A 26140-nucleotide genomic window follows, 5' to 3' on the forward strand; every position below is an offset into this window, starting at 1 on the left:
AGTCGACGGCCGGACGATCGGCGATGGCACGCCGGGGCCGCACACCAAGCGGCTGCTGGAAGAATTCCGCCGCCGCGTTGTTGCCGAAGGAATCAAAGTGTATCCGACCAACGCCAACGTCGGCTGAGATGACAATTGCATAGGGAAAAGCGTTGACGAGGACAAGTAATCAGCGGGGTCAACATCCACAGAGAGCCGGGGGAGCTGAGAACCGGTGATGTTGCCGCTTGATGAACTCACCTCTGAGCGCCAGCCTGAACGCCGGACGGTGAGTAGGGCTGGACGAGTGAAGACGCGCGCTTCACTCGTTACCAAAACGAGCAACCAAGCGGGTTTGGTTGCTCCTGAGGCGGCCATCATGGCCGTGAAGAAGGGTGGTACCGCGGAAAGGAAACCTTTTCGCCCCTTTGGCTGGCTGAAGTCAGCCTTGGCGGGTGAAAAGGTTTTTTCTTATGGAGGACAAACGATGGGGGAGGAACGAGAATGACGAGGATGAACGTCGAGGAACAGGAAAAAGCGAAGACGAAAATGAAGCTGAACGGGTCATTGATGTTGATTGAGGCGTTGAAAGCGGAGGGAGTCGAAGTCATTTTCGGCTATCCGGGCGGGGCGGTGCTCCCGCTCTATGATGAGCTGTATAAGGCCGGCGTGTTTCACGTGTTGACCCGTCATGAACAAGGGGCGATTCATGCGGCGGAAGGATACGCGCGCATTTCGGGGAAACCGGGGGTTGTCATCGCCACTTCCGGACCGGGGGCGACCAACCTCGTCACCGGATTGACCGACGCGATGATGGATTCGTTGCCGCTCGTCATCTTTACCGGGCAAGTGGCGACGAGCGTCATCGGCTCGGATGCGTTTCAAGAGGCGGACGTTGTCGGCATCACGATGCCAATCACCAAGCACAACTACCAAGTGCGCGACATCAGCGAGCTGCCTAGGATCATCAAAGAGGCATTTCACATTGCGACGACCGGGCGGCCGGGACCGGTGCTGATCGATATCCCGAAGGACATTACGATCGCGGAAGGGGAGTTTGATTATGATCAAGACGTTCATTTGCCTGGCTACCAGCCGACGACACAGCCGAACCATTGGCAAATCCGGCGGCTCGTCGAGGCGGTCAGCCAATCAAAGCGGCCGGTCATTTTAGCCGGCGCCGGCGTCCTGCACGCCAACGCGGCCGATGAGCTGCGCCAGTATGCAGAACAGCAGCGGATTCCGGTCGTTCATACGCTCCTTGGTCTCGGCGGCTTCCCGGCCGATCATCCGCTTTTCCTCGGCATGGCCGGCATGCATGGGACGTATACGGCGAATATGGCGCTGTACGAATGCGATTTGCTCATCAACATCGGCGCCCGCTTCGATGACCGCGTCACCGGCAATTTAAACGATTTTGCGCCAAAGGCGACAGTCGCCCATATTGATATCGACCCGGCGGAGATCGGCAAAAACGTGCCGACGAAGATTCCGATCGTCAGCGATGCGAAAGCCGCCTTGCAAGAGCTGATCGCCCAGCAAGGCAAGCCGGCGGACAATGCGGCGTGGCTTGCCCAGCTTGATGAATGGAAGAGGCGCTTTCCGCTTTATTACGAACCGGAAGCCGGGACGATCAAACCGCAAAAACTGATCGAGATGATCTATGAAATGACAAACGGCGAGGCGATCGTGACAACAGACGTCGGCCAGCATCAAATGTGGGCGGCGCAATATTACAAATTCAACCGGCCGCATCGGTGGGTGACGTCCGGGGGGCTCGGCACGATGGGGTTCGGCCTTCCGGCGGCGATCGGTGCCCAGCTTGCCGACCGGAGCGCCACGGTCGTGTCGATCGTCGGCGACGGCGGCTTCCAAATGACGTTCCAAGAGCTGTCGGTCATTCAAGAGTTGCAGCTGCCGATCAAAATCGTCATCGTCAACAACCAGGCGCTCGGCATGGTGCGGCAATGGCAGGAGCTGTTTTATGACAAACGGTACTCCCATTCCCTCATTCCGAACCAGCCGGATTTCGTCAAGCTTGCTGAAGCGTACGGCATGCTGGGGCTGCGGGCGAAGACCGAGGCGGAAGCGGCCGACGTGTTAAAACAGGCGTTTGCCATCAACGGTCCGGTGCTGCTTGACTTCCATGTCCGCGCCGACGAGAACGTCTATCCGATGGTCGCGCCCGGTAAAGGGCTTCATCAAATGGTGGGGGTGAAAGCATGCGAAGAATCATCACAATGACCGTCAACAATCGCCCTGGCGTCTTAAACCGCATCACCGGGCTGTTTACGAAGCGGCATTATAACATCGAGAGCATCACGGTCGGCCATACAGAAATCGAGGGGATTTCGCGGATGACATTTGTCGTCAATGTCGACGACGAACGGACCGCGGAACAAATCATCAAGCAGCTGAACAAGCAGATCGATGTGTTGAAAGTCAATGACATCACCGACCAAGCGATCGTCGCCCGCGAGCTGGCGCTCATTAAAGTGTCGGCTCCGCCTTCGGTCCGCCAAGAAATTTACACGCTCATCGAGCCGTTTCGCGCCTCGATCGTCGACGTCAGCAAAGACAGCCTCGTCATTCAAGTGACCGGCGAGCCGGACAAAGTCGAAGCGCTGATTGAATTGCTCCGCCCCTATGGCATCAAAGAAGTGGCGCGCACGGGAACGACCGCGTTCACCCGCGGGGCGCAAAAAACGGCGGCGCATCAGAAAACGGCGTTCATTATTTAAATCTTGTTCGCCAACGCCAGCGCTTGTTCTTTCAACGCGCAGCCAAAAACGGTGTTCATGATTTAACAGCTATCATAACAAAACCGTGCTGATCGCTTCACGGAACCGCCAAACAAGCGGCGGTCAAGCGTAGGGAGTCAAACTACAAAACAAAGGAGAGGGTAATCATGGCAAAAGTCTACTATAACGGAGATGCAAACGAACAATACCTGCAAGGGAAAACGGTCGCGATCATCGGTTACGGCTCGCAAGGCCACGCGCATGCGCAAAACTTGCGCGACAGCGGCGTCCGCGTCATCGTCGGACTGCGGAAAGGAAAATCATGGGAGCAGGCAGAACAAGACGGATTTGAGGTGTATTCAGTCCGCGAAGCGGCGAAACAGGCGGATCTCGTCATGGTGCTGCTGCCGGATGAGAAGCAGCCGGCCGTGTACAAAGAGGAAATCGAGCCGGTGCTCGAGCCGGGCAACGCGCTTGTCTTCGCGCACGGCTTTAACATCCATTTCAGCCAAATCGTCCCGCCGAATCATGTTGACGTCTTCTTGGTTGCGCCGAAAGGCCCAGGCCATCTCGTGCGGCGCACGTATGCCGAAGGAGCGGGCGTGCCGGCGCTCATCGCCGTCTATCAAGATGTGACCGGACACGCCAAAGAAACGGCGCTCGCCTACGCGAAAGCGATTGGCGCCGCTCGGGCGGGAGTGCTGGAGACGACGTTCAAAGAAGAAACGGAAACGGACTTGTTCGGGGAACAGGCGGTGCTTTGCGGCGGGTTGACCGCGCTCATTAAAGCGGGGTTTGAGACGCTTGTGGAAGCCGGGTATCAACCGGAAGTCGCGTATTTTGAATGTTTGCACGAAATGAAGCTGATCGTTGACCTCTTGTATGAGGGTGGGCTGTCGTGGATGCGGTATTCGATTTCCGATACGGCGCAATGGGGGGATTTCATCACGGGACCGCGCATTATTAATGATGCGGTGAAAGCGGAAATGAAAAAAGTGCTCGATGACATTCAAACCGGCAAATTCGCGAAGAGCTGGATTTTGGAAAACCAAGCGAACCGTCCGGAGTTCAACGCCATCAACCGGCGCGAAAACGAGCATTTGATCGAAATCGTCGGACGCGAACTGCGAAGCATGATGCCGTTTGTGAAAGCAAAACAAGTGGAGGCGGTGGGGTCAGGTGCGAAACATTAAGTTTTTTGACACCACATTGCGTGACGGGGAACAATCGGCTGGCGTGAATTTAAATTTGCAAGAAAAATTGGAAATTGCCCGCCAGCTTGAACGGCTGCGGGTGGACATCATCGAGGCGGGCTTTCCCGCCTCATCGAAAGGCGATTTTGCGGCGGTCAAACAAATCGCGGAAACGGTGAGAACGTGCTCGGTCACCGGGCTGTCGCGCTCGGTCCGAAGCGACATCGATGCAGCGTGGGAGGCGTTAAAAGGCGGCGCCGAACCGCGGCTGCACCTATTCATCGCCACCTCGCCGATCCATATGGTGCATAAATTGCGGATGACGCCGGAACAAGTGATCGAGGCGGCGGTGGAAGCGGTGAAATACGCCAAACGCTTTTTCCCGATCGTCCAATGGTCGGCGGAAGACGCGTGCCGAAGCGAACGGCCGTTTTTAGCGAAAATCGTCGCCGAGGTCATTAAAGCGGGCGCCTCGGTCATCAACATTCCCGATACGGTCGGCTATATTACGCCGAAAGAATACGGGGAGATTTTCCTCTATTTACGAAACAATGTTCCGAATATTGAAAAAGTATCACTCTCCGCTCATTGTCATGATGACTTGGGCATGGCGGTCGTGAATTCGCTGGCGGCCATTGAACACGGGGCGACGCAAGTCGAGTGTACGATCAACGGCATCGGCGAACGGGCCGGCAATGCGGCGCTCGAGGAAATCGCCGTCGCTCTTCACATCCGCAAAGACTACTATCAGGTGGAAACGCGCCTCAACTTGCAGGAAATTAAGCGCACAAGCAATCTTGTCAGCAAGCTGACCGGTGTGGTCGTTCCGCCGAACAAAGCGGTCGTCGGCAAAAACGCGTTTGCGCATGAATCGGGCATCCATCAAGACGGCGTCTTAAAAGAAAAAACGACGTACGAAATCATTTCGCCGGAGCTTGTTGGCGTGCCGTCGAACTCGATGGTGCTCGGCAAACATTCCGGCCGCCATGCGCTCCGCAACCGCGTCGAGGAACTCGGCTACACGTTGTCCGAAGAGGAAATCAATCAGTTGTTTGTTCGCTTTAAAGAGCTCGCTGACAAAAAGAAAGACATTACCGATGACGATTTGGTCGCCCTCATTTTCGAGGAAAAGTTCGACCACTTCAATGAATTTTATCAATTGTCTTCCATTCAAGTGCAATACGGAACGAATCAGATTCCGACAGCGGTCGTTGTGCTGAAAGACGGGAAAGGAAACGAAATCCAAGAGGCGGCGACCGGCGCCGGCAGCGTCGAGGCGCTGTACAACACGTTGGAGCGCTGTTTCCAAACAGCGGTGACGCTGCTAGATTACCGGATCGAATCGGTTGGCGGCGGCCGCGACGCGTTGGCGCAAGTGTTCGTCAAAGTGCGCGTCAACGATGTGGAAACGAGCGGGCGCGGCACCGCGCAAGACGTGCTGGAAGCTTCGGCGAAAGCGTACATTCACGCGATGAACCGCGCGGTGATGATCGAAGCGATGCGAGGAGAAAACGAGAAAGTCGCCACAACGTGAAACAGGAGGGGTTCATAAATGGGAAACTATCGGATTGCCGTCTTGCCGGGCGATGGCATCGGCCAAGAAGTGACGGCCGGGGCGGTCGAAGTGTTGAAAGCGGTCGGAGTTCGCTTTGGCCATGAATTTACGTTCGAATATGGATGGATCGGCGGGGCGGCGATCGATGAAGCAGGGACGCCGCTCCCTGAGGAAACGCTTCGCCTTTGCCGGGAAAGCGACGCGGTGCTGCTTGGGGCGGTCGGCGGTCCGAAATGGGATGGCAACCCTCCGCATCTGCGCCCGGAAAAAGGATTGCTCGCCATTCGCAAGCAGCTCGACTTGTATGCCAACTTGCGGCCGGTCGTTTGTTATGATTGCTTGGCTTCCGCTTCGCCGTTAAAACCCAACCTCGTCCAAGGAGTCGATTTCGTCATCGTTCGCGAGCTGACCGGCGGCATCTACTTCGGCCAACCGAGCGGCCGCGTCGTCGAAAACGGCGAAGAAAAAGCGGTTGACACGCTCTTATATAAAAAGGAAGAGATCGAACGGATCGTGCGCATGGCGTTTACCTTAGCGCGCGACCGGAAGAAAAAAGTGACGTCGGTCGACAAGGCGAACGTCCTGTCCTCAAGCCGGTTATGGCGGGAAGTGGCCGAGGAGGTGGCCAAACAATTCCCGGACGTTGAGCTTGAGCATATGTTGGTCGACAATGCGGCGATGCAGATCATCCGCGCGCCCAAGCAGTTTGATGTGATCGTCACGGAAAACATGTTTGGCGATATTTTAAGCGATGAGGCTTCGATGCTGTCCGGTTCGCTCGGCATGTTGCCGTCCGCCAGCTTATCCGCTTCCGGGCCGAGCTTGTATGAACCGGTGCACGGGTCGGCGCCGGATATCGCTGGCATGAACAAAGCCAATCCGATCGCCGCGATTTTGTCCGCTGCGATGATGCTGCGCTTGTCGTTCGGGCTGGCCACCGAGGCGGAAGCGATCGAACAGGCGGTCCATCAGGCGCTCGCGGCGGGCTTGCGCACCGCCGACTTGGCGCCAAGCGGCGGCCGTGTCGTAGCGACGGACGAAATGGTCGAGGAGATCAAAACAGCGGTACTCGACTATACCGCGATCGCGCAAATTATGACCGTTTACGCCTAAGACGTGCGAGGTGAAAGCCAATGAAGCCGAAAACGATCATTGATAAAATTTGGGAAGCCCACGTCGTCTATCGTGAGGAAGGCAAACCGGATTTATTGTACATTGATTTGCATTTAGTCCATGAAGTGACCTCGCCGCAAGCGTTTGAAGGGTTGCGGCAAAAAGGGCGGACGGTGCGGCGGCCGGACTTGACGTTTGCGACGATGGACCATAACGTGCCGACCGTGAATCGATTGGTGATCACCGACGAAGTGGCGCGCAACCAAATTGCCGCCTTGGAGCGCAACTGCCGCGAATTCGGGATTCCGCTCGCCGATTTGCATAGCGAAGAACAAGGGATCGTTCACGTCATCGGCCCCGAGCTCGGCTTGACTCAGCCGGGAAAAACGATCGTCTGCGGCGACAGCCACACTTCAACGCACGGGGCGTTTGGCGCCTTGGCGTTTGGCATCGGCACGAGCGAAGTCGAACACGTGCTGGCGACGCAAACGCTTTGGCAGCATAAGCCGAAAACGCTGCAAATCCGCATCAACGGTCGCCTTGGCAAAGGGGTGACGGCGAAAGACGTCATTTTGGCCATCATCGGCCGCTATGGCGTCGGCGTCGGCACCGGCTATATTATCGAATTCACCGGCGAAGCGATCCGACGCATGTCGATGGAGGAGCGGATGACGATTTGCAACATGTCGATCGAAGCGGGGGCCCGGGCTGGACTCATCAGCCCGGATGAAACGACGTTTGCCTATTTGCGCGGCCGCAAATATGCGCCAAAAGGTGAGGAGTTTGACAAGGCCGTGGAGCGATGGCGGGTGCTGGCCACCGATGAAGGGGCGGAATACGACCGAACGATTGACATCGATGCCTCGACGATCGCCCCGATGGTGACGTGGGGCACGAACCCGGCGATGAGCACAGCGGTCGACGGTGTCGTGCCGCATCCCGAGCAGTTTGAAAGCCAAACAGAGCAAAACGCGGTGCGGCGGGCGCTGGAGTATATGGGGCTCAAACCGGGCACGCCGATTACGGATATTCCGGTGCAGCACGTCTTCATCGGTTCATGTACGAACTCGCGCCTTAGCGATTTGCGCGCGGCGGCGAGCATCGTCAAAGGCAAAAAAGTAGCCCCAGGCGTACGGGCGCTCGTGGTGCCCGGATCGCAGCAAGTAAAAAAACAAGCTGAAGCGGAAGGGTTGGCGCAAATTTTCCTTGACGCCGGTTTTGAATGGCGCGACTCCGGCTGCAGCGCCTGTTTGGGCATGAACCCGGACATCATCCCCGAAGGCGAACATTGCGCGTCCACGTCAAACCGCAACTTTGAAGGGCGGCAAGGAAAAGGAGCGCGCACGCATCTCGTCAGCCCGGCGATGGCCGCTGCCGCCGCCATCTACGGACATTTTGTCGATGTGCGCCAGCTAGAGGCCGAACCGGTCCGCTGACCGTTCGCTGGCGGGGAGCGAACGAGGGACGATGGCCGACGGCTTGGTTGGGGGTGACTTGACAGTTGGTCCGCCGCCCTGGTCGCTCGTCCCTCGCCGCCAAAGAGGCGGCGGTTGAACGCGAACTTGAGCGGACAGGGCCCGCTCGTTGTTTGCGGATCAATCCCGCGACGGCTCCATTAACGCGAACATGAGCGGACAGGACCGATCCCGCTATCTTGCCGGGAAACCGGCGGCGCGCCATCCGCTGAAAGCGAACGTCAGCGGACGAGACCGATAGGGACGAACAGGAGGGAAGAAGCGATGAAGCCGTTTACGATCCACCGCGGAAAATTGGCCGGCATCGACCGGGCGAACATCGACACGGACCAAATCATTCCAAAACAATTTTTAAAACGAATTGAGCGCACCGGATTTGGCCAGTTTTTATTTTACGACTGGCGCTATTTGAGCGACGGCACGCCCAATCCAGCGTTTGAGCTCAACCGGCCGGAAAACGCGGGGGCGACGATTCTTGTGGCCGGGGAAAACTTCGGCTGCGGCTCGTCGCGCGAACATGCCCCGTGGGCGCTGCAAGACTACGGATTTCGCGTCATCATTGCCCCATCGTTTGCCGATATTTTTTACAACAATTGCTTGAAAAACGGATTGTTGCCGATCCGCCTCGCTCCGGAAGATGTTCGCTACTTGTTGAAACAAAGCGAGCGCGCTGATTACGAATTGACCGTGTCGCTTGAGGAGCAGCGAGTGGTTGACGACGAAGGGTTTTCGCGCTCGTTTGCCATCGATCCGTACCGAAAACAGCTGCTTCTAAAAGGGTGGGACGAAATTGACTTAACGTTTCTGTATGAGCCGTATATTGCCGCTTACGAAGAAACGCACCATCCGCGGCCATGAGCGCCTAGCGCCCAACTCGGCGGGAACCGCTCCCACCGGGTTGGGCGTTTTTCCCGTTGTTCGTCATGCCGCTCGCTTCGCCATCAGCCTCCGCGGCGGCCGCTGCGCTTGTGCCGCCGCCGGAAACTTGCTACACTGATAGTAAATGTCAGTGAGGAGCGGGCGAAGATGGACAAACCGAAAGGAAAAATCATTTTGTTTCCACAGACGAAAGAACGGCTCGTGGAAAAGGCGTTTGCCGCCCTAGAGGCCAAGCGGTACAACGAGGCGCTCCGTTTTTTGCGCGCTGCCGAAGAGCTTGGCGATGCGAGCGTTCCTGTTCGGCTCGCCTTGGCGGTTTGTTGCTATGAGCTCGGGGAGTACGATGAGGCGCAATGGCGCTTGGCTGCGTTGCTTGATGAACAGCCGGGCAACAGTGAGCTGCTGCAAATGTATGTGGCGGTTTTGTTGCAGACGAACCGATACCGCGAGGCGGAGGACGCGATCCGCACCGCCTTGCACCGCTTTCCGCTTTCCGCACCGGTGCGCGAACAGCTTCACCACCTGCTTCGGTTTAGCGAAAAAATGAACGCTCGTGCGCTTCCGTCCGCAGAATGGAAACGGGTGACACGGCTGCTCGAGTCCGGCGACATTGCCGAACAGCTGCACATCATCAAGCAGCTGGAAAAAGAAGATATCACCCCGGTTCTTCCGCTGCTCAAGCAATATTTGGGCGCGGCCGAGAAAAGCCCGATGGCCAAAACGATGCTCCTTCGCTTGTTGACAGAAAAGCGAATTCATGAACCGGTGACAGTGGAAAAATTAGGCCGCCGCCTGGAGGTCGTTCCCGCCGCATTGGACGAACAGACGGAGACGGCGTTCGCGTCCGCGCTGCTCAGCCGGCTTGAACAACAGCTCGCTCCGGAAAGTCCGAGCTTGTATGAGACAGCGGCGGAAATTTGGCTTCGCTACGCGTACATCCTCTATCCGTTTCCTCCGGAGCCGGAAGACGCCGACCTGTGGCTCGCCGCCCTTCACTTTCTGGCGCGCCGGTTTCAAGGCTTTGATGCCGATGCGGCGGCGTTGGCCGCTCGCTATGGCGTCGAAGCGGAAGAAATGGCGAAGCTTTGCAGACAGCTGCACGAAATAGAGAAACTTTCCTTTCTGTAACGGTCGGTTCAATGTTGAAACATGGCGTTCGTATGTTATAATATAATGGCTGTGCTATGTATCTGTTTTCGCATAACAAGGCTACATACGGTGACAACATAAGAGGATAATGGGCAACCGAATTGCACCATGATCCCAAGCAACGATTTGAGGTGGAGGGAACAGTATGTCTGTCAAATGGGAAAAGCTTGAAGGCCATGAAGGGGTGCTGACCGTCGAGGTCGATGCCGAGCAAGTAAACAAAGGCTTGGACGCCGCGTTTAAAAAAGTGGTGAAAAATATTACGCTTCCGGGCTTCCGCAAAGGAAAAGTGCCGCGCGTTCTGTTCGAAAAGCGGTTTGGCGTCGAGGCGCTTTACCAAGACGCGCTCGACATTTTGCTTCCGGAAGCGTATGCGAAAGCGGTCGAAGAAGCGGGCATTGAACCGGTATCCTTGCCGGAAATCGACATCGAGCAAATGGAAAAAGGTAAAAGTTTGATTTTTAAAGCGAAAGTGACCGTCAAACCGGAAGTGAAGCTCGGTCAATACAAAGGGCTTGAAATCGAAACTATCGATGCAACAGTCACGGATGAAGATGTCGACAATGAGCTGAAACGTCTGCAAGAAAACTATGCCGAACTGGTCGTCAAAGAAGACGGAACCGTGGAAAACGGCGATACGGTTGTGATCGACTTTGAAGGATTTGTCGATGGCGAGCCGTTTGAAGGCGGCAAGGCGGAAAACTATTCCTTAGAAATCGGCTCAGGCACGTTCATTCCTGGATTTGAAGAGCAGCTCATCGGCATGAAAGCAGGCGAGGAAAAAGAAATTCAAGTGACGTTCCCGGAAGAGTATCATGCCGAACAGCTGGCCGGCAAACCGGCGACGTTCAAAGTAAACGTGCACGAAGTGAAAGCGAAACAGCTGCCGGCGTTGGATGATGAGTTCGCTAAAGACGTCGATGACGAAGTGGAAACGCTCGACGAACTGAAGGCGAAAATCCGCGCCCGGCTCGAAGAAGCGAAAAAGAATGAAGCGGAAACCGCGCTGCGCAACGCGGTCGTCGAAAAAGCGGCGGCCAATGCCGAAATCGATGTTCCCGAAGTCATGATCAAAAACGAAACGGACCGAATGCTTCGCGAATTTGATCAGCGCCTGCAAATGCAAGGGCTGAACTTGCAGCTGTATTATCAGTTCTCCGGCCAAGACGAGGCGGCGCTGCGGGAACAAATGAAAGAAGACGCTGAAAAACGGGTGCGCGCGGCGCTGACGCTTGAGGCGATCGCCAAGGCGGAAAACATCGACGTGACCGACGAAGAGGTGAACGAGGAGCTCAACAAAATGGCGGAAGCGTACAACTTAAGCGTTGACAAGTTAAAAGAGCTGCTCGGTAGTCTCGATGGCGTCAAAGAAGACTTAAAATGGCGGAAAACGGTCGATTTTCTTGTGGAGCACAGCAAGGTTGCGGCATAATAATAGTGGTAAGCAAAGAACAAGGCGCGAGACGTTCGTGCCTTGTTCTTTATCTCCTGCATAGCGTCTGAACGGCAATTTTCAAACTTTTCTAACGGATTGCAGTTTTTTCATTCGCTTTTTCGCAAACACTTATGGTAAAATAGCGGATACATACGCTTTGGACATCAAAGAGCAGCGGAAATAGATACATACGCAGGCGCGATTTCGTTAGCAAGGGGTGAATGACATGTTTAAATTTAATGATGAAAAAGGGCAGTTAAAATGCTCGTTTTGCGGCAAAACGCAAGACCAAGTGCGCAAGCTGGTCGCCGGTCCGGGCGTTTACATTTGCGACGAGTGCATCGAGCTATGCACGGAAATCGTCGAAGAGGAGCTCGGCAACGAGGAAGAATTTGAGTTTAAAGATGTGCCAAAACCGCTGGAAATCCGGGAAATTTTAGATGAATACGTCATCGGGCAAGACGAAGCGAAAAAATCGCTTGCCGTCGCCGTCTACAACCATTACAAACGCATCAATTCCGGCAGCAAAATCGACGATGTCGAGCTGTCGAAAAGCAACATTTTGATGATCGGGCCGACAGGGAGCGGGAAAACGCTGTTGGCACAAACGTTGGCGCGCATTTTGAACGTGCCGTTTGCCATCGCTGACGCGACGTCGCTCACGGAAGCTGGCTACGTCGGCGAGGACGTCGAAAACATTTTGTTAAAGCTCATCCAAGCGGCTGACTACGACGTCGAACGGGCCGAAAAAGGCATTATTTACATCGACGAAATCGATAAAATCGCCCGCAAATCGGAAAACCCTTCCATCACTCGCGACGTTTCGGGCGAAGGGGTGCAGCAGGCGCTGTTGAAAATTTTAGAAGGCACGATCGCCAGCGTTCCGCCGCAGGGCGGCCGGAAACATCCGCATCAAGAGTTCATCCAAATCGACACGACGAACATTTTGTTCATTTGCGGCGGAGCGTTTGACGGCATCGAGCCGATCATCAAGCGCCGCCTCGGCAAAAAAGTGATCGGGTTTGGCGCGGAAATGAACCAGGCTGACGTCGATGAGAAAAACTTGTTGTCGAAAGTGCTGCCGGAAGACTTGCTCAAGTTTGGGCTCATTCCGGAGTTCATCGGCCGCCTGCCGGTCATTACGACGCTCGAGCCGCTCGATGAACAAGCGCTGATTGACATTTTGACGAAACCGAAAAACGCCATTGTCAAGCAATACCAAAAAATGCTGGAGCTTGATGGCGTAGAGCTCGAGTTTGAGGAAGCGGCGCTCCGCGAAATCGCGAAAAAAGCGATTGAGCGGAAAACGGGGGCGCGCGGTCTGCGCTCGATCATCGAAGGGATTATGCTCGATGTGATGTTTGAGTTGCCGTCGCGCGAAGACGTGCAAAAATGCATCATCACCGTTGACACGGTGCGCGGCACGAAACCGCCGACGCTCATCCGCCATGACGGCACCGTCATCGAGCAAGAACGGAAAACATCGGCTTGATGGAGAAACCGCCTTTTTCCGGCGGTTTCTTTTTTTGCCCCCATGCCCTAGGCGCCGGCCGGCGCTTTTTTGTTTATTCCCGTCCGTTCCCGGAGATACTATCATACGACATACTATTAGAGGCAGGAGGATATCGGGGCATGGACTGGACGAACATCGTGCTTCTTATTCAGCTGTTTTTCGGGGTCATCATCGGCCTTTACTTTTGGAATTTGCTCAAAGGACAGCGCGTGCAAAAAGTTTCGATTGACAAAGAGTCGCGCAAAGAGATGGAACAGCTCCGCAAGCTGCGTTCGATTTCGCTCACCGAGCCGCTGGCAGAAAAAGTGCGGCCGAAACGTTTTGATGACATCGTCGGCCAAGAAGATGGCATCAAGGCGTTAAAGGCGGCTTTATGCGGGCCGAATCCGCAGCATGTCATCATTTACGGTCCCCCTGGCGTCGGCAAGACGGCCGCGGCTCGGCTCGTTTTGGAAGAAGCGAAAAAAAATCCGCTCTCCCCGTTTCAGAAAAATGCGGTGTTCGTTGAGCTTGACGCGACGACGGCGCGTTTTGACGAGCGCGGCATCGCTGACCCGCTCATCGGCTCGGTGCACGACCCGATCTATCAAGGGGCCGGGGCGATGGGGCAAGCCGGCATCCCCCAGCCAAAGCAAGGGGCGGTGACGAACGCCCACGGCGGCGTATTGTTCATCGACGAGATCGGCGAGCTTCATCCGATTCAAATGAACAAGCTGCTCAAAGTGCTGGAAGACCGGAAAGTGTTTTTTGAGAGCGCCTATTACAGCAAAGAAAATCCGCAAATCCCAAGCCACATTCACGACATTTTTCAAAACGGGCTGCCGGCTGACTTCCGCCTCGTCGGGGCGACGACGCGCACGCCGAACGAAATTCCTCCGGCCATTCGCTCCCGCTGTTTGGAAGTGTTTTTCCGCGAACTCGATCAAGACGAGATCGCTCTGATCGCGAAAAAAGCGGCAGAAAAAATTCGCTTGAACGTGTCAGAAAGCGGCATTCGTCTTTTAGCCGCCTACGCCCGCAACGGCCGGGAAGCCGTCAACATGATGCAAATTGCCGCTGGGCTAGCGATCACCGAGAACCGCGACCACATTGTAGACAAAGACATTGAATGGGTGATCCAAGCGAGCCAAATGGCGCCGCGCTACGAAAAGAAAATTGCGTCCGCTCCGGCCGTCGGTGTGGTGAACGGCTTGGCGGTGTATGGCCCAAACACTGGCGCGCTTCTTGAGATTGAAGTGACCGCCTTGCCGGCAAAAGGAAAAGGATCGGTCAACGTCACCGGCATTGTCGAGGAAGAAAGCATCGGCAGCGCGGAAAAATCGGTGCGACGCAAAAGTATGGCGCGCGGTTCGGCGGAAAACGTGATCACCGTGCTGCGGGCGATGGGCGTGCCGGCGGATCGTTACGACATTCACGTCAATTTTCCGGGCGGCGTGCCGGTTGACGGCCCTTCGGCCGGATTGGCGATCGCCGTTGGTATATATTCTGCCATTTACCAATTACCGGTCGACCATACCGTCGCCATGACTGGAGAAATCAGCATTCGCGGCTTTGTGAAGCCGGTGGGCGGCGTCTTTGCCAAAGTGAAAGCGGCGAAACAGGCAGGAGCGAAGAAAGTGATCATTCCCCTAGAAAACCGGCAATCGTTGCTAGCGGAAATCGACGGCATCCACCTCATTGCCGTTCGCCGCTTGGAGGAAGCGCTCGTCCACGTGTTCGGCGAAGAGGCGCTGCGCCGCGGACCGGCGTTGCTGCCGGCGGCGCTCGACCGATCCGAGAAAAAGCTCGTTTGATGTCGCGAGGCGAAGGAAACGGACCGCGGGCGCGAAGGAAAGCGGTCCAGCGGCGGAAGGCCTGCTTCGCTCTTTCCTCCTGCCCGGCTTCGGCGCGAGCGGATCGCGGCCGAAGTCGGCTTTTCTTTGCCGGCAAAACGTTCATCAAATTTTACAAACCCAGTGTATATAGCTGACCTCGAAAACAAACCGAAGGAGCAAAACGTTCATCAAATTTTACAAACCCGGCCGTCGTACTATACAATAAACGAATAGAAGTGAGATGTGGAGGTGTTCGGCGTGAACGGAAAGAAAAAGGAGGCGGCCATCCCGCTTTTGCCGTTGCGGGGGTTGCTTGTGTTTCCGACGATGGTTCTTCATTTGGACGTCGGGCGCGAGAAGTCGGTGAAAGCGCTCGAGCAAGCGATGGTCGAGGACCATATGATTTTGCTGGCGTCGCAAAAAGACGTGGCCGTCGACGAACCGGACATGGATGATTTATATAAAATGGGGACGATCGCCCGCGTCAAGCAGCTGTTGAAACTGCCAAACGGCACGTTTCGCGTGCTTGTCGAAGGCGTCGCCCGGGCGCTGATCACTGAGGTGGTGAGCGAAGAGCCGTACTTTTCCGTCAAAGTCGAAAAGTTTGCCGATCGGGCGGCGAAAGATTTGGAGGATGAGGCGCTCAAACGGACGATGCTCGAGTATTTTGAGCAATACATAAACTTGTCCAAGCGGCTGTCGGTCGACATTTACGCCTCGATCGCCGACATCGATGAACCGGGGCGGATGGCCGATATCATCGCTTCGCATTTGCCGCTGAAACTGGAGGAAAAACAGCGCATTCTGGAAACGATCGATGTCAAAGAGCGCCTCAATCGAATCATTCAAATTTTACACAATGAAAAAGAAGTGCTTCAGCTTGAGAAAAAAATCAGCGCCCGCGTCAAACAATCGATGGAGCGGACACAAAAAGAATATTATTTGCGCGAACAAATGAAGGCGATTCAAAAAGAGCTCGGGGAAAAAGAAGGGAAGACAGGCGAGGTCGAGGAGCTGAAAGAAAAAATCGAGGCGGCCGGCATGCCGGAGCATGTGAAAGAAACCGCGCTCAAAGAGCTGGACCGCTACGAAAAAATTCCGGCGACTTCGGCAGAGAGCGCGGTCATTCGCAACTATCTCGACTGGCTCATCGTCTTGCCGTGGTCGAAAGAGACCGAAGACATTCATGACATCAAACGAGCCGAGGCCATCTTGCATGAAGAGCACTACGGGCTCGAGCAAGTGAAAGAGCGGGTGCTCGAATTTTTATCGGTCAAACAGCTCACCCAGTCGCTCAAAGGCCCGATCCTTTGCCTCGCCGGGCCGCCGGGGGTCGGGAAAACGTCGCTCGCCCGTTCGATCGCCAAAGCGCTCGGCCGCCGTTTTGTGCGCGTTTCGCTTGGCGGCGTCCGCGACGAATCGGAAATTCGCGGCCATCGCCGCACCTACGTCGGGGCGATGCCGGGCCGCATCATTCAAGGAATGAAAAAAGCCGGCACGATCAATCCGGTCTTTTTGCTTGATGAAATCGACAAAATGTCAAGCGATTTTCGCGGCGATCCGTCAGCCGCCATGTTGGAAGTGCTCGATCCGGAGCAAAACCATACGTTCAGCGACCATTACATTGAAGAACCGTACGATCTATCGAAAGTCATGTTTATCGCCACCGCCAACCATTTGGCCACCATTCCGCAGCCGCTGTTGGACCGGATGGAAGTCATCCACATTCCTGGTTATACGGAAGTGGAAAAGCTGCACATCGCCAAGCGGCATTTGTTGCCGAAGCAGCTCGCTGCGCACGGCTTGAAAAAGGCGGCGCTCCAAATTCGTGACGAGGCCATGCTGACGATCATTCGTCATTACACGCGCGAAGCCGGCGTGCGGGAGCTGGAGCGGCAGCTGGCCGCCATTTGCCGGAAAGCGGCCCGTCTGATCGTTTCCGGGGCGAAAAAGCGGGTCGTGATCACGGAAACCAATATCGAGGAGTTTTTAGGGAAACGGAAATACCGCTACGGCCAGGCCGAAGCGAAAGACCAAGTCGGCGTGGCGACCGGGCTCGCCTACACGGCGTTTGGTGGCGATACGCTCGCGATTGAAGTGTCCTTGGCCAAAGGAAGCGGCAAGCTCGTGTTAACCGGGAAGCTCGGCGATGTGATGAAAGAGTCGGCGCAGGCGGCGTTCAGTTATGTGCGTTCGCGCGCCGAGGAGCTCGGCATTGATCCGGCGTTTCACGAAACGCACGATATCCATATCCATGTTCCGGAAGGCGCGGTGCCAAAAGACGGCCCGTCCGCCGGCATCACGATCGCGACGGCGCTCATTTCTGCCTTGACCGGCAAACCGGTGAACCGCTTCGTCGGCATGACCGGGGAAATCACGCTGCGCGGCCGCGTGCTTCCGATCGGCGGCCTGAAAGAGAAAACGTTAAGCGCCCATCGCGCCGGGCTGAAAACGGTCATTTTGCCGAAGGACAATGAAAAAGATTTAGCCGATATTCCCGACACCGTGAAGCGCGATCTCCATTTTGTGCTCGTCTCTCATCTTGATGAAGTGCTGCCGCACGCATTGGTGGGATGGAAGCCATGAACGTCACGAAAGCGGAACTCATTATCAGCGCGGTCAGACCGGAGCAATATCCGGACGGCGGGCGGCCGGAAGTGGCGCTCGCCGGCCGCTCGAACGTCGGCAAATCGTCGTTTATCAACAAAATGATCAACCGGAAAAACTTGGCGCGAACGTCCTCTAAGCCGGGAAAAACGCAAACGTTGAACTTTTACTTGATGAATGACTCGTTTTATTTTGTCGATGTCCCTGGCTACGGCTTTGCCCGCGTCTCGAAGCAGGAGCGGCAAAAATGGGGGAAAATGATGGAGACGTACTTTACGAAGCGCAAGGAGCTCCGGGCCGCCGTCCTTCTTGTCGATTTGCGCCATCCGCCGACGAAAGACGACATCATGATGTACGAGTTTTTGAAGCATTACGGGATCCCGGTGATCGTCGTCGCGACGAAAGCGGATAAAGTGCCGCGCGGCAAACAGCAAAAACACGCGAACATCGCGCGCGAGACGTTGCGGATGGCTGACGGCGACCCGCTTCTTTTGTTTTCCGCCGAGACCGGCCAAGGGAAAGAGGAGGTGTGGGCGGCGCTTTTGCCGTTTGTTTCCGGTTAGGCTTCGCCGCCCCGCTATTTTCGCCTTGCCCACAACAAATACACGCCGACGGCGACCAGCCCGAGCGGCCAAAACGATAAGAAGGAAGACAAGCCGGCTTGGACAAGGGAAAACAGCGGCTGGATGCGCCCGGAAAACGTCGCTATGGCGAAAAGAAGCAAAAACAGCGCACCGAAGCCAGCCCCGCTTTTTTGTTTGCGGCCGCTGGCGAAAAAAGCGATGGCCATGATCAAAAAAAAGACGTTGACGCCACGGGGCCACGATGGAAACGCGGCGGGGAGCATTAATTCGAGGCCGAAGCCTAGTAACAGGAAGCCGGGAAAAATAAACTGATGCTCGCGCGCCGAATACGCTTGACCGAGCAACGATGCGCCGCAAATGGCAAGCAATGCTGGCCAGCCTTGAAATAACCGCAACACTGGCGCCTCGAGCTGCCCGGCGAGAAAATACAGCCCGAGGCCGATGAACAAGATGCCGGAAAATGCTGTTTTGTTTTTCATCGCTGCGCCCCCGTTTCTTCTTTTTTTGCACCTGCTGAGAGCAGAAGAACTGTTTACAGTTTAGCATAGCTTGGCCGCCATGTTCACAATTTTTGCGAAAGCGGTTGATTCCATTATGGATCCAATCCGCTAGCTTGGCTACCATGTTCACAATTTTTTCAAACGGAACGATGGACAGTTGTGGTATAATGATGAAAGGAACGCATCTGTAAGGGGAGATGGCATCGTGCAAATTTTGGCTGTTAGCGTCAACTACAAGACCGCCCCTGTAGAAATTCGCGAAACGTTGGCGTTTAGCGAGGCAGAGCTCGGCGAAGCGATGGCGCAGCTCGCCAACCAAAAGAGCGTGCTTGAAAACGTCATCGTTTCGACGTGCAACCGGACGGAAATTTACGCGGTCGTTGATCAACTGCATACCGGCCGCTACTATATAAAATCGTTTTTAGCCGACTGGTTCGACATCGAAGTGGCGGCGATCGCCCCGTATTTGCGCACGTTGGAAGGGGAAGCGGCGATCCGGCATTTATTTCGCGTCGCCGCCGGACTCGATTCGATGGTGCTTGGGGAGACGCAAATTTTAGGACAAGTGAAGACGAGCTATTTGCTGGCTCAAGAGCGGGGCACGACCGGAACGATTTTCAACCACTTGTTTAAGCAGGCGGTGACGTTTGCCAAACGCGCTCATTCGGAAACCGGCATCGGCGCCCATGCTGTGTCGGTTAGCTATGCGGCGGTCGAGCTGGCCAAGAAAATTTTTGGCCGCCTTGCCCATCAGCATGTGCTCATTATCGGCGCTGGCAAAATGGGGACGTTGGCGGCGCAAAACTTGCACGGCAGCGGCGTCGGCAAAGTGACGGTCGTCAACCGAACGTTGGAAAAAGCGAAGCAGCTCGCCGAACAATTGGCCGGCGAGGCGAAGCCGCTCGGCGAACTGTCGTGTGCGCTCCTTGAAGCCGATATTGTCATCAGCTCCACAGGGGCCAAAGGCTATCTGTTGACCAAAGAGATGATGGCGCCGCTCGAGAAAATGCGCAAAGGCCGGCCGCTCTTGATGATCGACATCGCCGTGCCTCGCGATTTGGATCCGGCGTTGGCCGAGCTTGAGACGGTCTTTTTGTACGACATCGACGATTTGCAAGACGTCGTCGCGGCGAACGTGGCGGAGCGGCAGAAAGCGGCCGCCCGCATCGAAACGATGATCGAAGCGGAACTCGCGGCGTTTGGCCAATGGATGCAAACGCTTGGCGTCGTGCCCGTGATCGCCGCTTTGCGCGAGAAAGCGCTCGCCATTCAGGCAGAAACGATGAAAAGTTTAGAGCGGAAGCTGCCGCATTTGTCGGAGCGTGACTGGAAAGTGCTGAACAAGCATACGAAAAGCATCGTCAATCAGTTGTTGCGCGACCCGATTTTGCAGGCGAAGGAGCTCGCCGCCGGACCGAACGCCGACGAAGCGCTCCAGCTGTTTGCAAAAATTTTTAACATCGAGGACATGGTGAACGCCGAGCGCCATCACATGCAGCAGGCGAACGCCGAACGGCGCGATGAGCAGGGCGTTGATGCGGCCCGCGCTGCCCGTCCGTCATGGCAGCTGTAAGGTGGGATTTGTCGTGCCGCTTGTCTATGAATTGTCCATTTCGCTTTATATTGTATCGATTCTTCTATACTTTATCGATTTTTTGCAGCAAAACCGGAAGGCGAACGAAATCGCCTTCTGGTTGCTTTCTGTTGTATGGTTTTTGCAAACCTTGACGTTTGCCTTCCGCATCATCGAGACGAAGCGCTTTCCGATTTTGACGATGTCGGAAGGTCTTTATTTTTACGCTTGGCTGCTCATCACGCTGTCGCTCGTCATCAATCGGCTGCTGCGCGTTGATTTTATCGTGTTCTTTACCAATGTGCTCGCGTTTTTCATTTTGGCCATTCATACGTTTGCGCCGTCCTCGCAGTCGCCCGCGGTGGCGGAGCGGCTCGTTTCCGAACTGTTGATCATTCATATTACGCTCGCTCTTGGAGCTTACGCGGCGTTTACGTTGTCGTTTCTGTTTTCCGTGCTGTATATGCTGCAATACAGCTTGTTGAAAAAGAAAAAGTGGGGGGCGCGGCTTTGGCGGATGGCCGATTTGTCCCGGCTTGATTTTTGGTCGTATGTTTTAAACTTGCTCGGTTTGCCTATGTTGTTATTGGGATTGATCCTTGGCGTCATTTGGGCGTATATCCAAATCGACCATTTTCATTGGTATGACGCGAAGGTGCTCGGCTCGTTTGTCGTTCTGCTCGTTTATGCGATCTATTTTTACAAACGAGTGGTTCGGCAGATGCAAGGCAAGACGATCGCGCTATGGAACATCGGCTCGTTTTTGTTTTTGCTCGTTAACTTTTTCTTGTTTGGCAGTTTGTCAAAATTTCATTTTTGGTACTCATGATTGAGGAGGAGCGAGATGCGGAACATTGTCGTTGGCTCGCGGCGCAGCAAGCTGGCGTTGACCCAGACGAATTGGGTCATCAACGAATTGAAGCGGCGCGGGGCGCCGTTTACGTTCGAGGTGAAAGAAATCGTCACGAAAGGGGACCGCGTGCTCGATGTCACCCTTTCCAAAGTGGGCGGCAAGGGGCTGTTTGTGAAAGAGATCGAGCATGAGTTGCTCGTCGGCGGTATTGATATGGCCGTCCACAGCATGAAAGATATGCCGGCGGTGCTGCCGGATCGGTTAGTCATCGGCGCGGTGCCGCGCCGCGAAGACGCGCGCGATGTGCTCGTCAGCAAAGGAAAGCGGACGTTGGCGGAGCTGCCGGCCGGAGCGGTGATCGGCACGAGCAGTCTGCGCCGTTCCGCTCAGCTGCTCGCCTACCGCCCGGATGTGACGATCAAATGGATTCGCGGCAACATCGATACGAGGCTGGCGAAGTTGGAAAACGGCGAGTACGACGCCATCGTGCTGGCGGCTGCCGGTTTGGCGCGCATGGGCTGGAGCGATGAGGTCATCAGCGACTATTTGCCGCTCGATGTATGCGTGCCGGCGGTCGGTCAAGGGGCGCTTGCCGTCGAGTGCCGCGCCGATGATCGCGAGCTGCGCGAGTGGTTGAGCCGTCTGAACGATGAAGAGACGGAGCGGGCGGTCAGAGCGGAGCGCGCCTTTTTGCAGCAGATGGAAGGGGGCTGTCAAGTGCCGATTGCCGGCTACGCCGAAACGGATGGCGGCATGGTGCGCCTGACCGCCTTGGTCGCCGCTCCGGACGGCAAAGAAGTGTATAAAGAAATCGTCGCCGGCGCCGATCCGGAAGCGGTCGGCCGGCAGGCGGCCGCCATCTTGAGCGAACAAGGGGCGAAGGAGCTGATCGAACGGGTGAAAAAGGGGCTGGAAGGTTGATGGGCGCGCTTGTCGGCAAGACCGTGCTGGTGACGCGCGCGAAGGACCAGGCGGCGCCGTTTTCCGCGAAGCTGCGGGAAGCCGGCGCCATCCCGGTCGAGATTCCGCTCATTGCCATCCGTGAGGCGGCGAGGCCGGATGCGCTGGCGGCGCTGGCCACGCGGCTTGGGGACTATGACTGGCTTGTGTTTACGAGCGCGAATGCGGTCCGCTGCTTTTTTCCCTATGTTTCGCCGTCGCAGTCGCTGCCGAACGTCGCCGCCGTCGGCCGGAAAACGGCGGCGGCGCTCGCGGAGTACGGGGTGGCGCCGGCGCTCGTGCCGGATGATTTCACCGCCGAGCGGCTCGCCGTGTTGCTCGCTGGACGCCTGCGCCGCGGAGCGCGGGTGCTGTTTGTCAAGGGGGATTTGGCGCGTCCTGTGCTGCCGGCCATGCTGCGGGAAGCCGGCGCGGTCGTCGAGGAGTTGACGGTGTATGAGACGGTGCCAGATGCGAGCGGACGAGAGCAGCTCTTGTCGCTGCTTCGCGCGCGCAAGGTCGATGTCGTGACATTGATGAGTCCATCAGCGGTCACCAGCCTCGTCCGCCTGCTCGGCCGCGAAGCCGCCTTCCTTCTTTCCGGCACGGCTGTCGCCTGCATCGGGCCGGTGACGAAAGACGCGGCGGAGCGGGAAGGAATCGCCGTCCAGATTTGTCCCACTGATTACACGGCCGATGGTATAATCAGAGCGATGGAACAATATTTTTCCATGGAGGGGACGCGCATGACATTACCGTTTGACCGCCATCGCCGTCTGCGGCAAACAGCCGCCATTCGGGCGATGGTGCGGGAGACGCATCTTCATGTTGATGATTTCATCTATCCACTGTTTGTCGTGGAAGGGAGCGGCATTCGCCGCGAAGTGTTGTCGATGCCGGGGGTGTACCATTTATCGCTCGATCGTCTGCCAGAAGAAATCGATGACATCGCCAAGCTTGGCATTCGGGCGGTGATGGTGTTTGGCGTGCCCAATGAAAAAGACGAGGTCGGTTCGCAGGCGTACTGTGAAACCGGAATCGTTCAGCGGGCGATTCGCCAAATCAAAGCGCAGCATCCGGAAATGGTCGTGATCGCCGATACGTGTTTGTGCGAGTATACGAGCCACGGCCATTGCGGCGTCGTGGAAAACGATCAAGTGCTGAACGACCCGTCGCTTGAGCTGCTCGCCAAGACGGCGGTCAGCCAAGCGCAGGCGGGCGCTGATATCATCGCCCCGTCGAACATGATGGACGGATTTGTCGCCGCCATTCGCCGCGGGCTTGACGAAGCCGGGTTTGTGAACGTGCCGATCATGTCGTACGCGATCAAATACGCGTCGGCGTTTTACGGCCCGTTCCGCGAAGCCGCGGACAGCGCGCCGCAATTCGGGGACCGGAAAACGTACCAAATGGATCCGGCCAACCGCCTCGAGGCGTTTCGGGAAGCGGAGTCGGATGTCAAAGAAGGCGCTGATTTCTTGATGGTGAAGCCGGCGCTCGCCTACATGGACATCATCCGCGACATTAAAAACCGGTTCCCGCTGCCGCTTGTCGCCTATAATGTGAGCGGCGAATATTCGATGATCAAAGCGGCGGCGCAAAACGGCTGGATTGACGAAAAGGCGGTCGTGATGGAAATGCTGACTGGAATGAAGCGGGCGGGCGCTGATCTGATCATTACGTATTTTGCGAAAGATGTAGCCCGTTGGCTTGCCGAATAGAAAGGGGGCGGAATCGTGCGCAGCTATGATCGTTCAAAAGCGGCTTATGAAGAAGCGGTGCGGCTGATGCCGGGCGGAGTGAACAGCCCGGTGCGCGCCTTCAAGTCGGTTGGGATGACGCCGATTTTTATGGCGCGCGGCCAAGGCTCGAAAATTTACGATATTGACGGCAATGAATATATCGACTATGTGTTGTCGTGGGGGCCGCTCATTTTAGGACATGCCCATCCGCACGTCGTTGAGGCGTTGAAGCGGGTGGCGGAGCAAGGAACGAGCTTCGGCGCCCCGACGCTGCTTGAAAATGAGCTCGCCAAGCTCGTCATCGAGCGGGTGCCGTCCGTCGAGGTCGTGCGCATGGTCAACTCCGGCACTGAGGCGACGATGAGCGCTTTGCGTTTGGCGCGCGGCTATACGAAACGCAACAAAATCCTTAAATTTGAAGGCAGCTATCATGGCCATGGCGATTCGCTGCTCATTAAAGCCGGCTCCGGCGTGGCGACGCTCGGTTTGCCGGACAGCCCGGGCGTGCCGGAAGCGGTCGCCCAGCATACGATCACGGTGCCGTACAACGATTTGGACAGCGTCCGCTATGCGTTTAGGCGGTTTGGCGAAGACATTGCGGCGGTGATCGTCGAGCCGGTCGCCGGCAACATGGGAGTCGTGCCGCCCGTTCCCGGCTTTTTGGAAGGGCTGCGCGAGGTGACGAAACAATACGGCGCTTTGTTGATTTTCGATGAGGTCATGACCGGATTCCGCGTCGACTACCATTGCGCGCAAGGGTATTACGGCGTGGAGCCGGATTTGACGTGCCTCGGCAAAGTGATCGGCGGCGGCCTGCCGGTTGGGGCGTACGGCGGCAAAGCGGAGATCATGGAGCTTGTCGCCCCGAGCGGGCCGGTCTATCAAGCGGGCACGCTGTCCGGCAATCCGCTCGCCATGACGGCCGGTTACGAAACGCTGCGACAATTGACGCCGGAAGTGTACGAAGAGCTTGGTCGCAAGGCGGCTCGCCTTGCTGACGGTCTTCATCAGGCGGCGGAAAAGTACGGCATTCCGCACACGATCAACCGCGCTGGATCGATGATTGGCTTTTTCTTCACAAACGAGCCGGTCATCAATTACGAGACGGCCAAAACGTCCGATTTGGAGCTGTTTGCCGCCTATTACCGGGAGATGGCGAACGAAGGCGTTTTCTTGCCGCCGTCGCAATTTGAAGGGCTGTTTTTGTCGACGGCGCATAGCGATGAAGACATTGAATATACGATCGCCGCTGCCGAACGGGTGTTTACCCGCCTGCGCGGCTAAACGAAACGAGGGTGTCCCAAAAGCGGGATACCCTCTTTCGTTGCTGCATAGACGTGCTGACTGCTTCTGCCGTGATCGGTGGTGCCGATCGTAAAGGCTCAGCCCGATTTTTTTATCATACTGTCCTTTTTTCGCTCATACAATGGATACTGTCATAGAAACCATTTGGCGAAGGGACGGAAGGAGGAGGCCCGGTTGGAGCAGTCGTATTTGCGTTTTTCGCTCGAAGAATCGGTCTGGTTTCAAAGCGGACAGGAAGTCGCCGAGTTTTTGTCCATTTCTCTCGATCCGGTCATTTCCGTTGAGGAGTATGATCAATATATCACGATTCGCGGCGCGCTTGAGTTAAGCGGGGAGTTCCGCTCAGCGCAGCCGAAACTAGCTGCTGCCGAGGAAGAGGACGCGTTTGACTTGGCGAGCTATCGGTTCATTCAGCACATCGCGGTGCGCGACGACGGCGTCAGCGAACTGTCGCACCGATTCCCTATTGATATCACGATTCCGAAAAACCGGATTCGCTCGCTTGATGACGTGTACGTGACGGTCGAATCGTTTGACTATGAGTTGGGCGACAATGGCCGGTTGGTGGTGACCGCCGATATTTCCATCAGCGGCATCAGCGACGCGCCGCTCGCTTCCGAGTTGCCGGCTGATGAGGAAGAAGAGCCGCTGTTTGCCCCGTTTGAATCAGTGGCCCGCAAAGAGGTGGATGATCCCGAACCGTCTGCATTCGCTTCTCCTTTTCGCTATGAAGCGGATGAATCATCGGCGCTTGCCGCTAGCCGCCATGAAGAAGTAGAAAATGAAACAGAGCCGTTTCTGCCGCTTGAGACGGAAACGAAGGCGGTCAGCGCGCCAGCGGATGACGAGACCGATTCCCTCTTGCCGTCCGCCGAGGCCAAAGTATCGATCGGGGCGGCGAAAAAAGAGAAGGAAGAAGGGACAGAGGAGACGAAAACGAAAAGCGAAAATGCGCTCTATTTGACAAAACTGTTTGCGAAAAGCGAGACGGAAGAGTTTACGAAAGTGAAAATTTGCATCGTCCAGCAAGGGGATTCGTTGGACAAGATTGCGGAACGATATGAGGTGACCGTTTCTCAGCTTTTGCGCGCCAACGATTTGGAAAGCCCGGATGACGTCCACGAAGGGCAGCTGCTCTATATTCCGGCCATGGCGGGAAGCCGTTCGTTCTCATGAACAGGGTGCTTTCCG

The 26140-nt window shown here is 56.2% G+C and carries 20 protein-coding genes, 2 pseudogenes and 1 other annotated feature; of the genes and pseudogenes, 21 read left to right on the plus strand and 1 reads right to left on the minus strand.

Annotated features, from left to right (window positions below; all coding sequences use genetic code 11):
* The 14 genes and pseudogenes from B4113_RS20510 to yihA all read left to right on the plus strand — a co-directional run.
* Positions 1-127, plus strand: a pseudogene (locus B4113_RS20510) (branched-chain amino acid aminotransferase); the annotation flags it as partial.
* Positions 128-143: 16 nt separating this feature from the next.
* Positions 144-410 (plus strand) — a binding site (T-box leader).
* Between the two features lie 73 nt (positions 411-483).
* Positions 484-2223 (plus strand): acetolactate synthase large subunit, encoded by a 1740-nt coding sequence (gene ilvB / locus B4113_RS09780; RefSeq protein WP_061912440.1) that lies wholly within the window; start codon positions 484-486, stop codon positions 2221-2223.
* Positions 2202-2720 carry an acetolactate synthase small subunit gene (gene ilvN, locus B4113_RS09785; protein WP_033020304.1) on the plus strand — a complete coding sequence of 173 codons (519 nt, stop codon included), beginning with the start codon at positions 2202-2204 and terminating at the stop codon, positions 2718-2720. Before ilvB ends, ilvN begins: the two co-directional genes overlap by 22 nt.
* A 167-nt stretch (positions 2721-2887) precedes the next feature.
* Positions 2888-3913 (plus strand): ketol-acid reductoisomerase, encoded by a 1026-nt coding sequence (gene ilvC / locus B4113_RS09790; protein WP_061912441.1) that lies wholly within the window; start codon positions 2888-2890, stop codon positions 3911-3913.
* Positions 3900-5447, plus strand: a complete 1548-nt coding sequence (locus B4113_RS09795; protein WP_061912442.1) for a 2-isopropylmalate synthase — start codon at positions 3900-3902, stop codon at positions 5445-5447. Before ilvC ends, B4113_RS09795 begins: the two co-directional genes overlap by 14 nt.
* A gap of 18 nt (positions 5448-5465) precedes the next feature.
* Entirely contained in the window at positions 5466-6581 is a 1116-nt protein-coding gene (leuB, locus tag B4113_RS09800) for a 3-isopropylmalate dehydrogenase (protein ID WP_061912443.1), read from the plus strand.
* A 20-nt stretch (positions 6582-6601) separates the two neighbouring features.
* The gene (leuC, locus tag B4113_RS09805; protein ID WP_061912444.1) at positions 6602-8017 is read left to right on the plus strand and encodes a 3-isopropylmalate dehydratase large subunit; all 1416 of its coding nucleotides are present in this window, start codon (positions 6602-6604) and stop codon (positions 8015-8017) included.
* A 303-nt stretch (positions 8018-8320) separates the two neighbouring features.
* The gene (gene leuD / locus B4113_RS09810) at positions 8321-8914 is read left to right on the plus strand and encodes a 3-isopropylmalate dehydratase small subunit (RefSeq protein WP_033844250.1); all 594 of its coding nucleotides are present in this window, start codon (positions 8321-8323) and stop codon (positions 8912-8914) included.
* A 168-nt stretch (positions 8915-9082) separates the two neighbouring features.
* Positions 9083-10063, plus strand: coding sequence for a tetratricopeptide repeat protein (locus B4113_RS09815; protein ID WP_061912445.1), 981 nt, complete (start codon positions 9083-9085; stop codon positions 10061-10063).
* Between the two features lie 166 nt (positions 10064-10229).
* Complete coding sequence (tig, locus tag B4113_RS09820) at positions 10230-11516, plus strand: trigger factor (protein WP_033844248.1); 1287 nt, start codon at positions 10230-10232, stop codon at positions 11514-11516.
* A 229-nt stretch (positions 11517-11745) separates the two neighbouring features.
* Positions 11746-13011 (plus strand): ATP-dependent protease ATP-binding subunit ClpX, encoded by a 1266-nt coding sequence (gene clpX / locus B4113_RS09825; protein WP_033844247.1) that lies wholly within the window; start codon positions 11746-11748, stop codon positions 13009-13011.
* A 140-nt stretch (positions 13012-13151) separates the two neighbouring features.
* A complete protein-coding gene (gene lonB, locus B4113_RS09830; RefSeq protein ID WP_033844246.1) occupies positions 13152-14825 on the plus strand; it encodes an ATP-dependent protease LonB in 1674 nt (557 codons plus the stop codon).
* 279 nt (positions 14826-15104) lie between these two features.
* Positions 15105-17432: an endopeptidase La gene (gene lon / locus B4113_RS09835; RefSeq protein WP_061912463.1), complete on the plus strand. Its 2328-nt coding sequence runs from the start codon at positions 15105-15107 to the stop codon at positions 17430-17432.
* Complete coding sequence (yihA, locus tag B4113_RS09840) at positions 17429-18016, plus strand: ribosome biogenesis GTP-binding protein YihA/YsxC (protein WP_033844245.1); 588 nt, start codon at positions 17429-17431, stop codon at positions 18014-18016. The genes lon and yihA overlap by 4 nt, the downstream gene beginning before the upstream one ends.
* Before the next feature lie 14 nt (positions 18017-18030).
* Here the strand turns inward: yihA and B4113_RS09845 are convergent, their stop codons facing one another.
* Complete coding sequence (locus B4113_RS09845; protein WP_061912446.1) at positions 18031-18516, minus strand: LiaI-LiaF-like domain-containing protein; 486 nt, start codon at positions 18514-18516, stop codon at positions 18031-18033.
* A gap of 226 nt (positions 18517-18742) precedes the next feature.
* Between B4113_RS09845 and hemA the strand changes: the two genes are divergently transcribed.
* The 7 genes and pseudogenes from hemA to spoVID all read left to right on the plus strand — a co-directional run bounded on the left by hemA (position 18743) and on the right by spoVID (position 26125).
* Positions 18743-20110: a glutamyl-tRNA reductase gene (gene hemA / locus B4113_RS09850; RefSeq protein WP_061912447.1), complete on the plus strand. Its 1368-nt coding sequence runs from the start codon at positions 18743-18745 to the stop codon at positions 20108-20110.
* On the plus strand, positions 20073-20939 hold the full coding sequence (ccsA, locus tag B4113_RS09855; protein ID WP_061912448.1) for a cytochrome c biogenesis protein CcsA: 867 nt from the start codon (positions 20073-20075) through the stop codon (positions 20937-20939). Before hemA ends, ccsA begins: the two co-directional genes overlap by 38 nt.
* A gap of 15 nt (positions 20940-20954) precedes the next feature.
* A complete protein-coding gene (hemC, locus tag B4113_RS09860) occupies positions 20955-21884 on the plus strand; it encodes a hydroxymethylbilane synthase (RefSeq protein WP_061912449.1) in 930 nt (309 codons plus the stop codon).
* Positions 21884-22597, plus strand: a pseudogene (locus B4113_RS20515) (uroporphyrinogen-III synthase); the annotation flags it as partial. The gene hemC and the pseudogene B4113_RS20515, both read left to right, overlap by 1 nt.
* A 51-nt stretch (positions 22598-22648) precedes the next feature.
* The gene (gene hemB, locus B4113_RS20520; protein WP_061912464.1) at positions 22649-23623 is read left to right on the plus strand and encodes a porphobilinogen synthase; all 975 of its coding nucleotides are present in this window, start codon (positions 22649-22651) and stop codon (positions 23621-23623) included.
* Positions 23624-23638: 15 nt separating this feature from the next.
* Entirely contained in the window at positions 23639-24928 is a 1290-nt protein-coding gene (hemL, locus tag B4113_RS09870; protein WP_061912450.1) for a glutamate-1-semialdehyde 2,1-aminomutase, read from the plus strand.
* Between the two features lie 195 nt (positions 24929-25123).
* Positions 25124-26125: a stage VI sporulation protein D gene (gene spoVID, locus B4113_RS09875; RefSeq protein WP_061912451.1), complete on the plus strand. Its 1002-nt coding sequence runs from the start codon at positions 25124-25126 to the stop codon at positions 26123-26125.
* Positions 26126-26140 lie beyond the last annotated feature (15 nt).

This window comes from Geobacillus sp. B4113_201601 (assembly GCF_001587475.1).
Taxonomy (GTDB): Bacteria; Bacillota; Bacilli; order Bacillales; family Anoxybacillaceae; genus Geobacillus; species Geobacillus icigianus.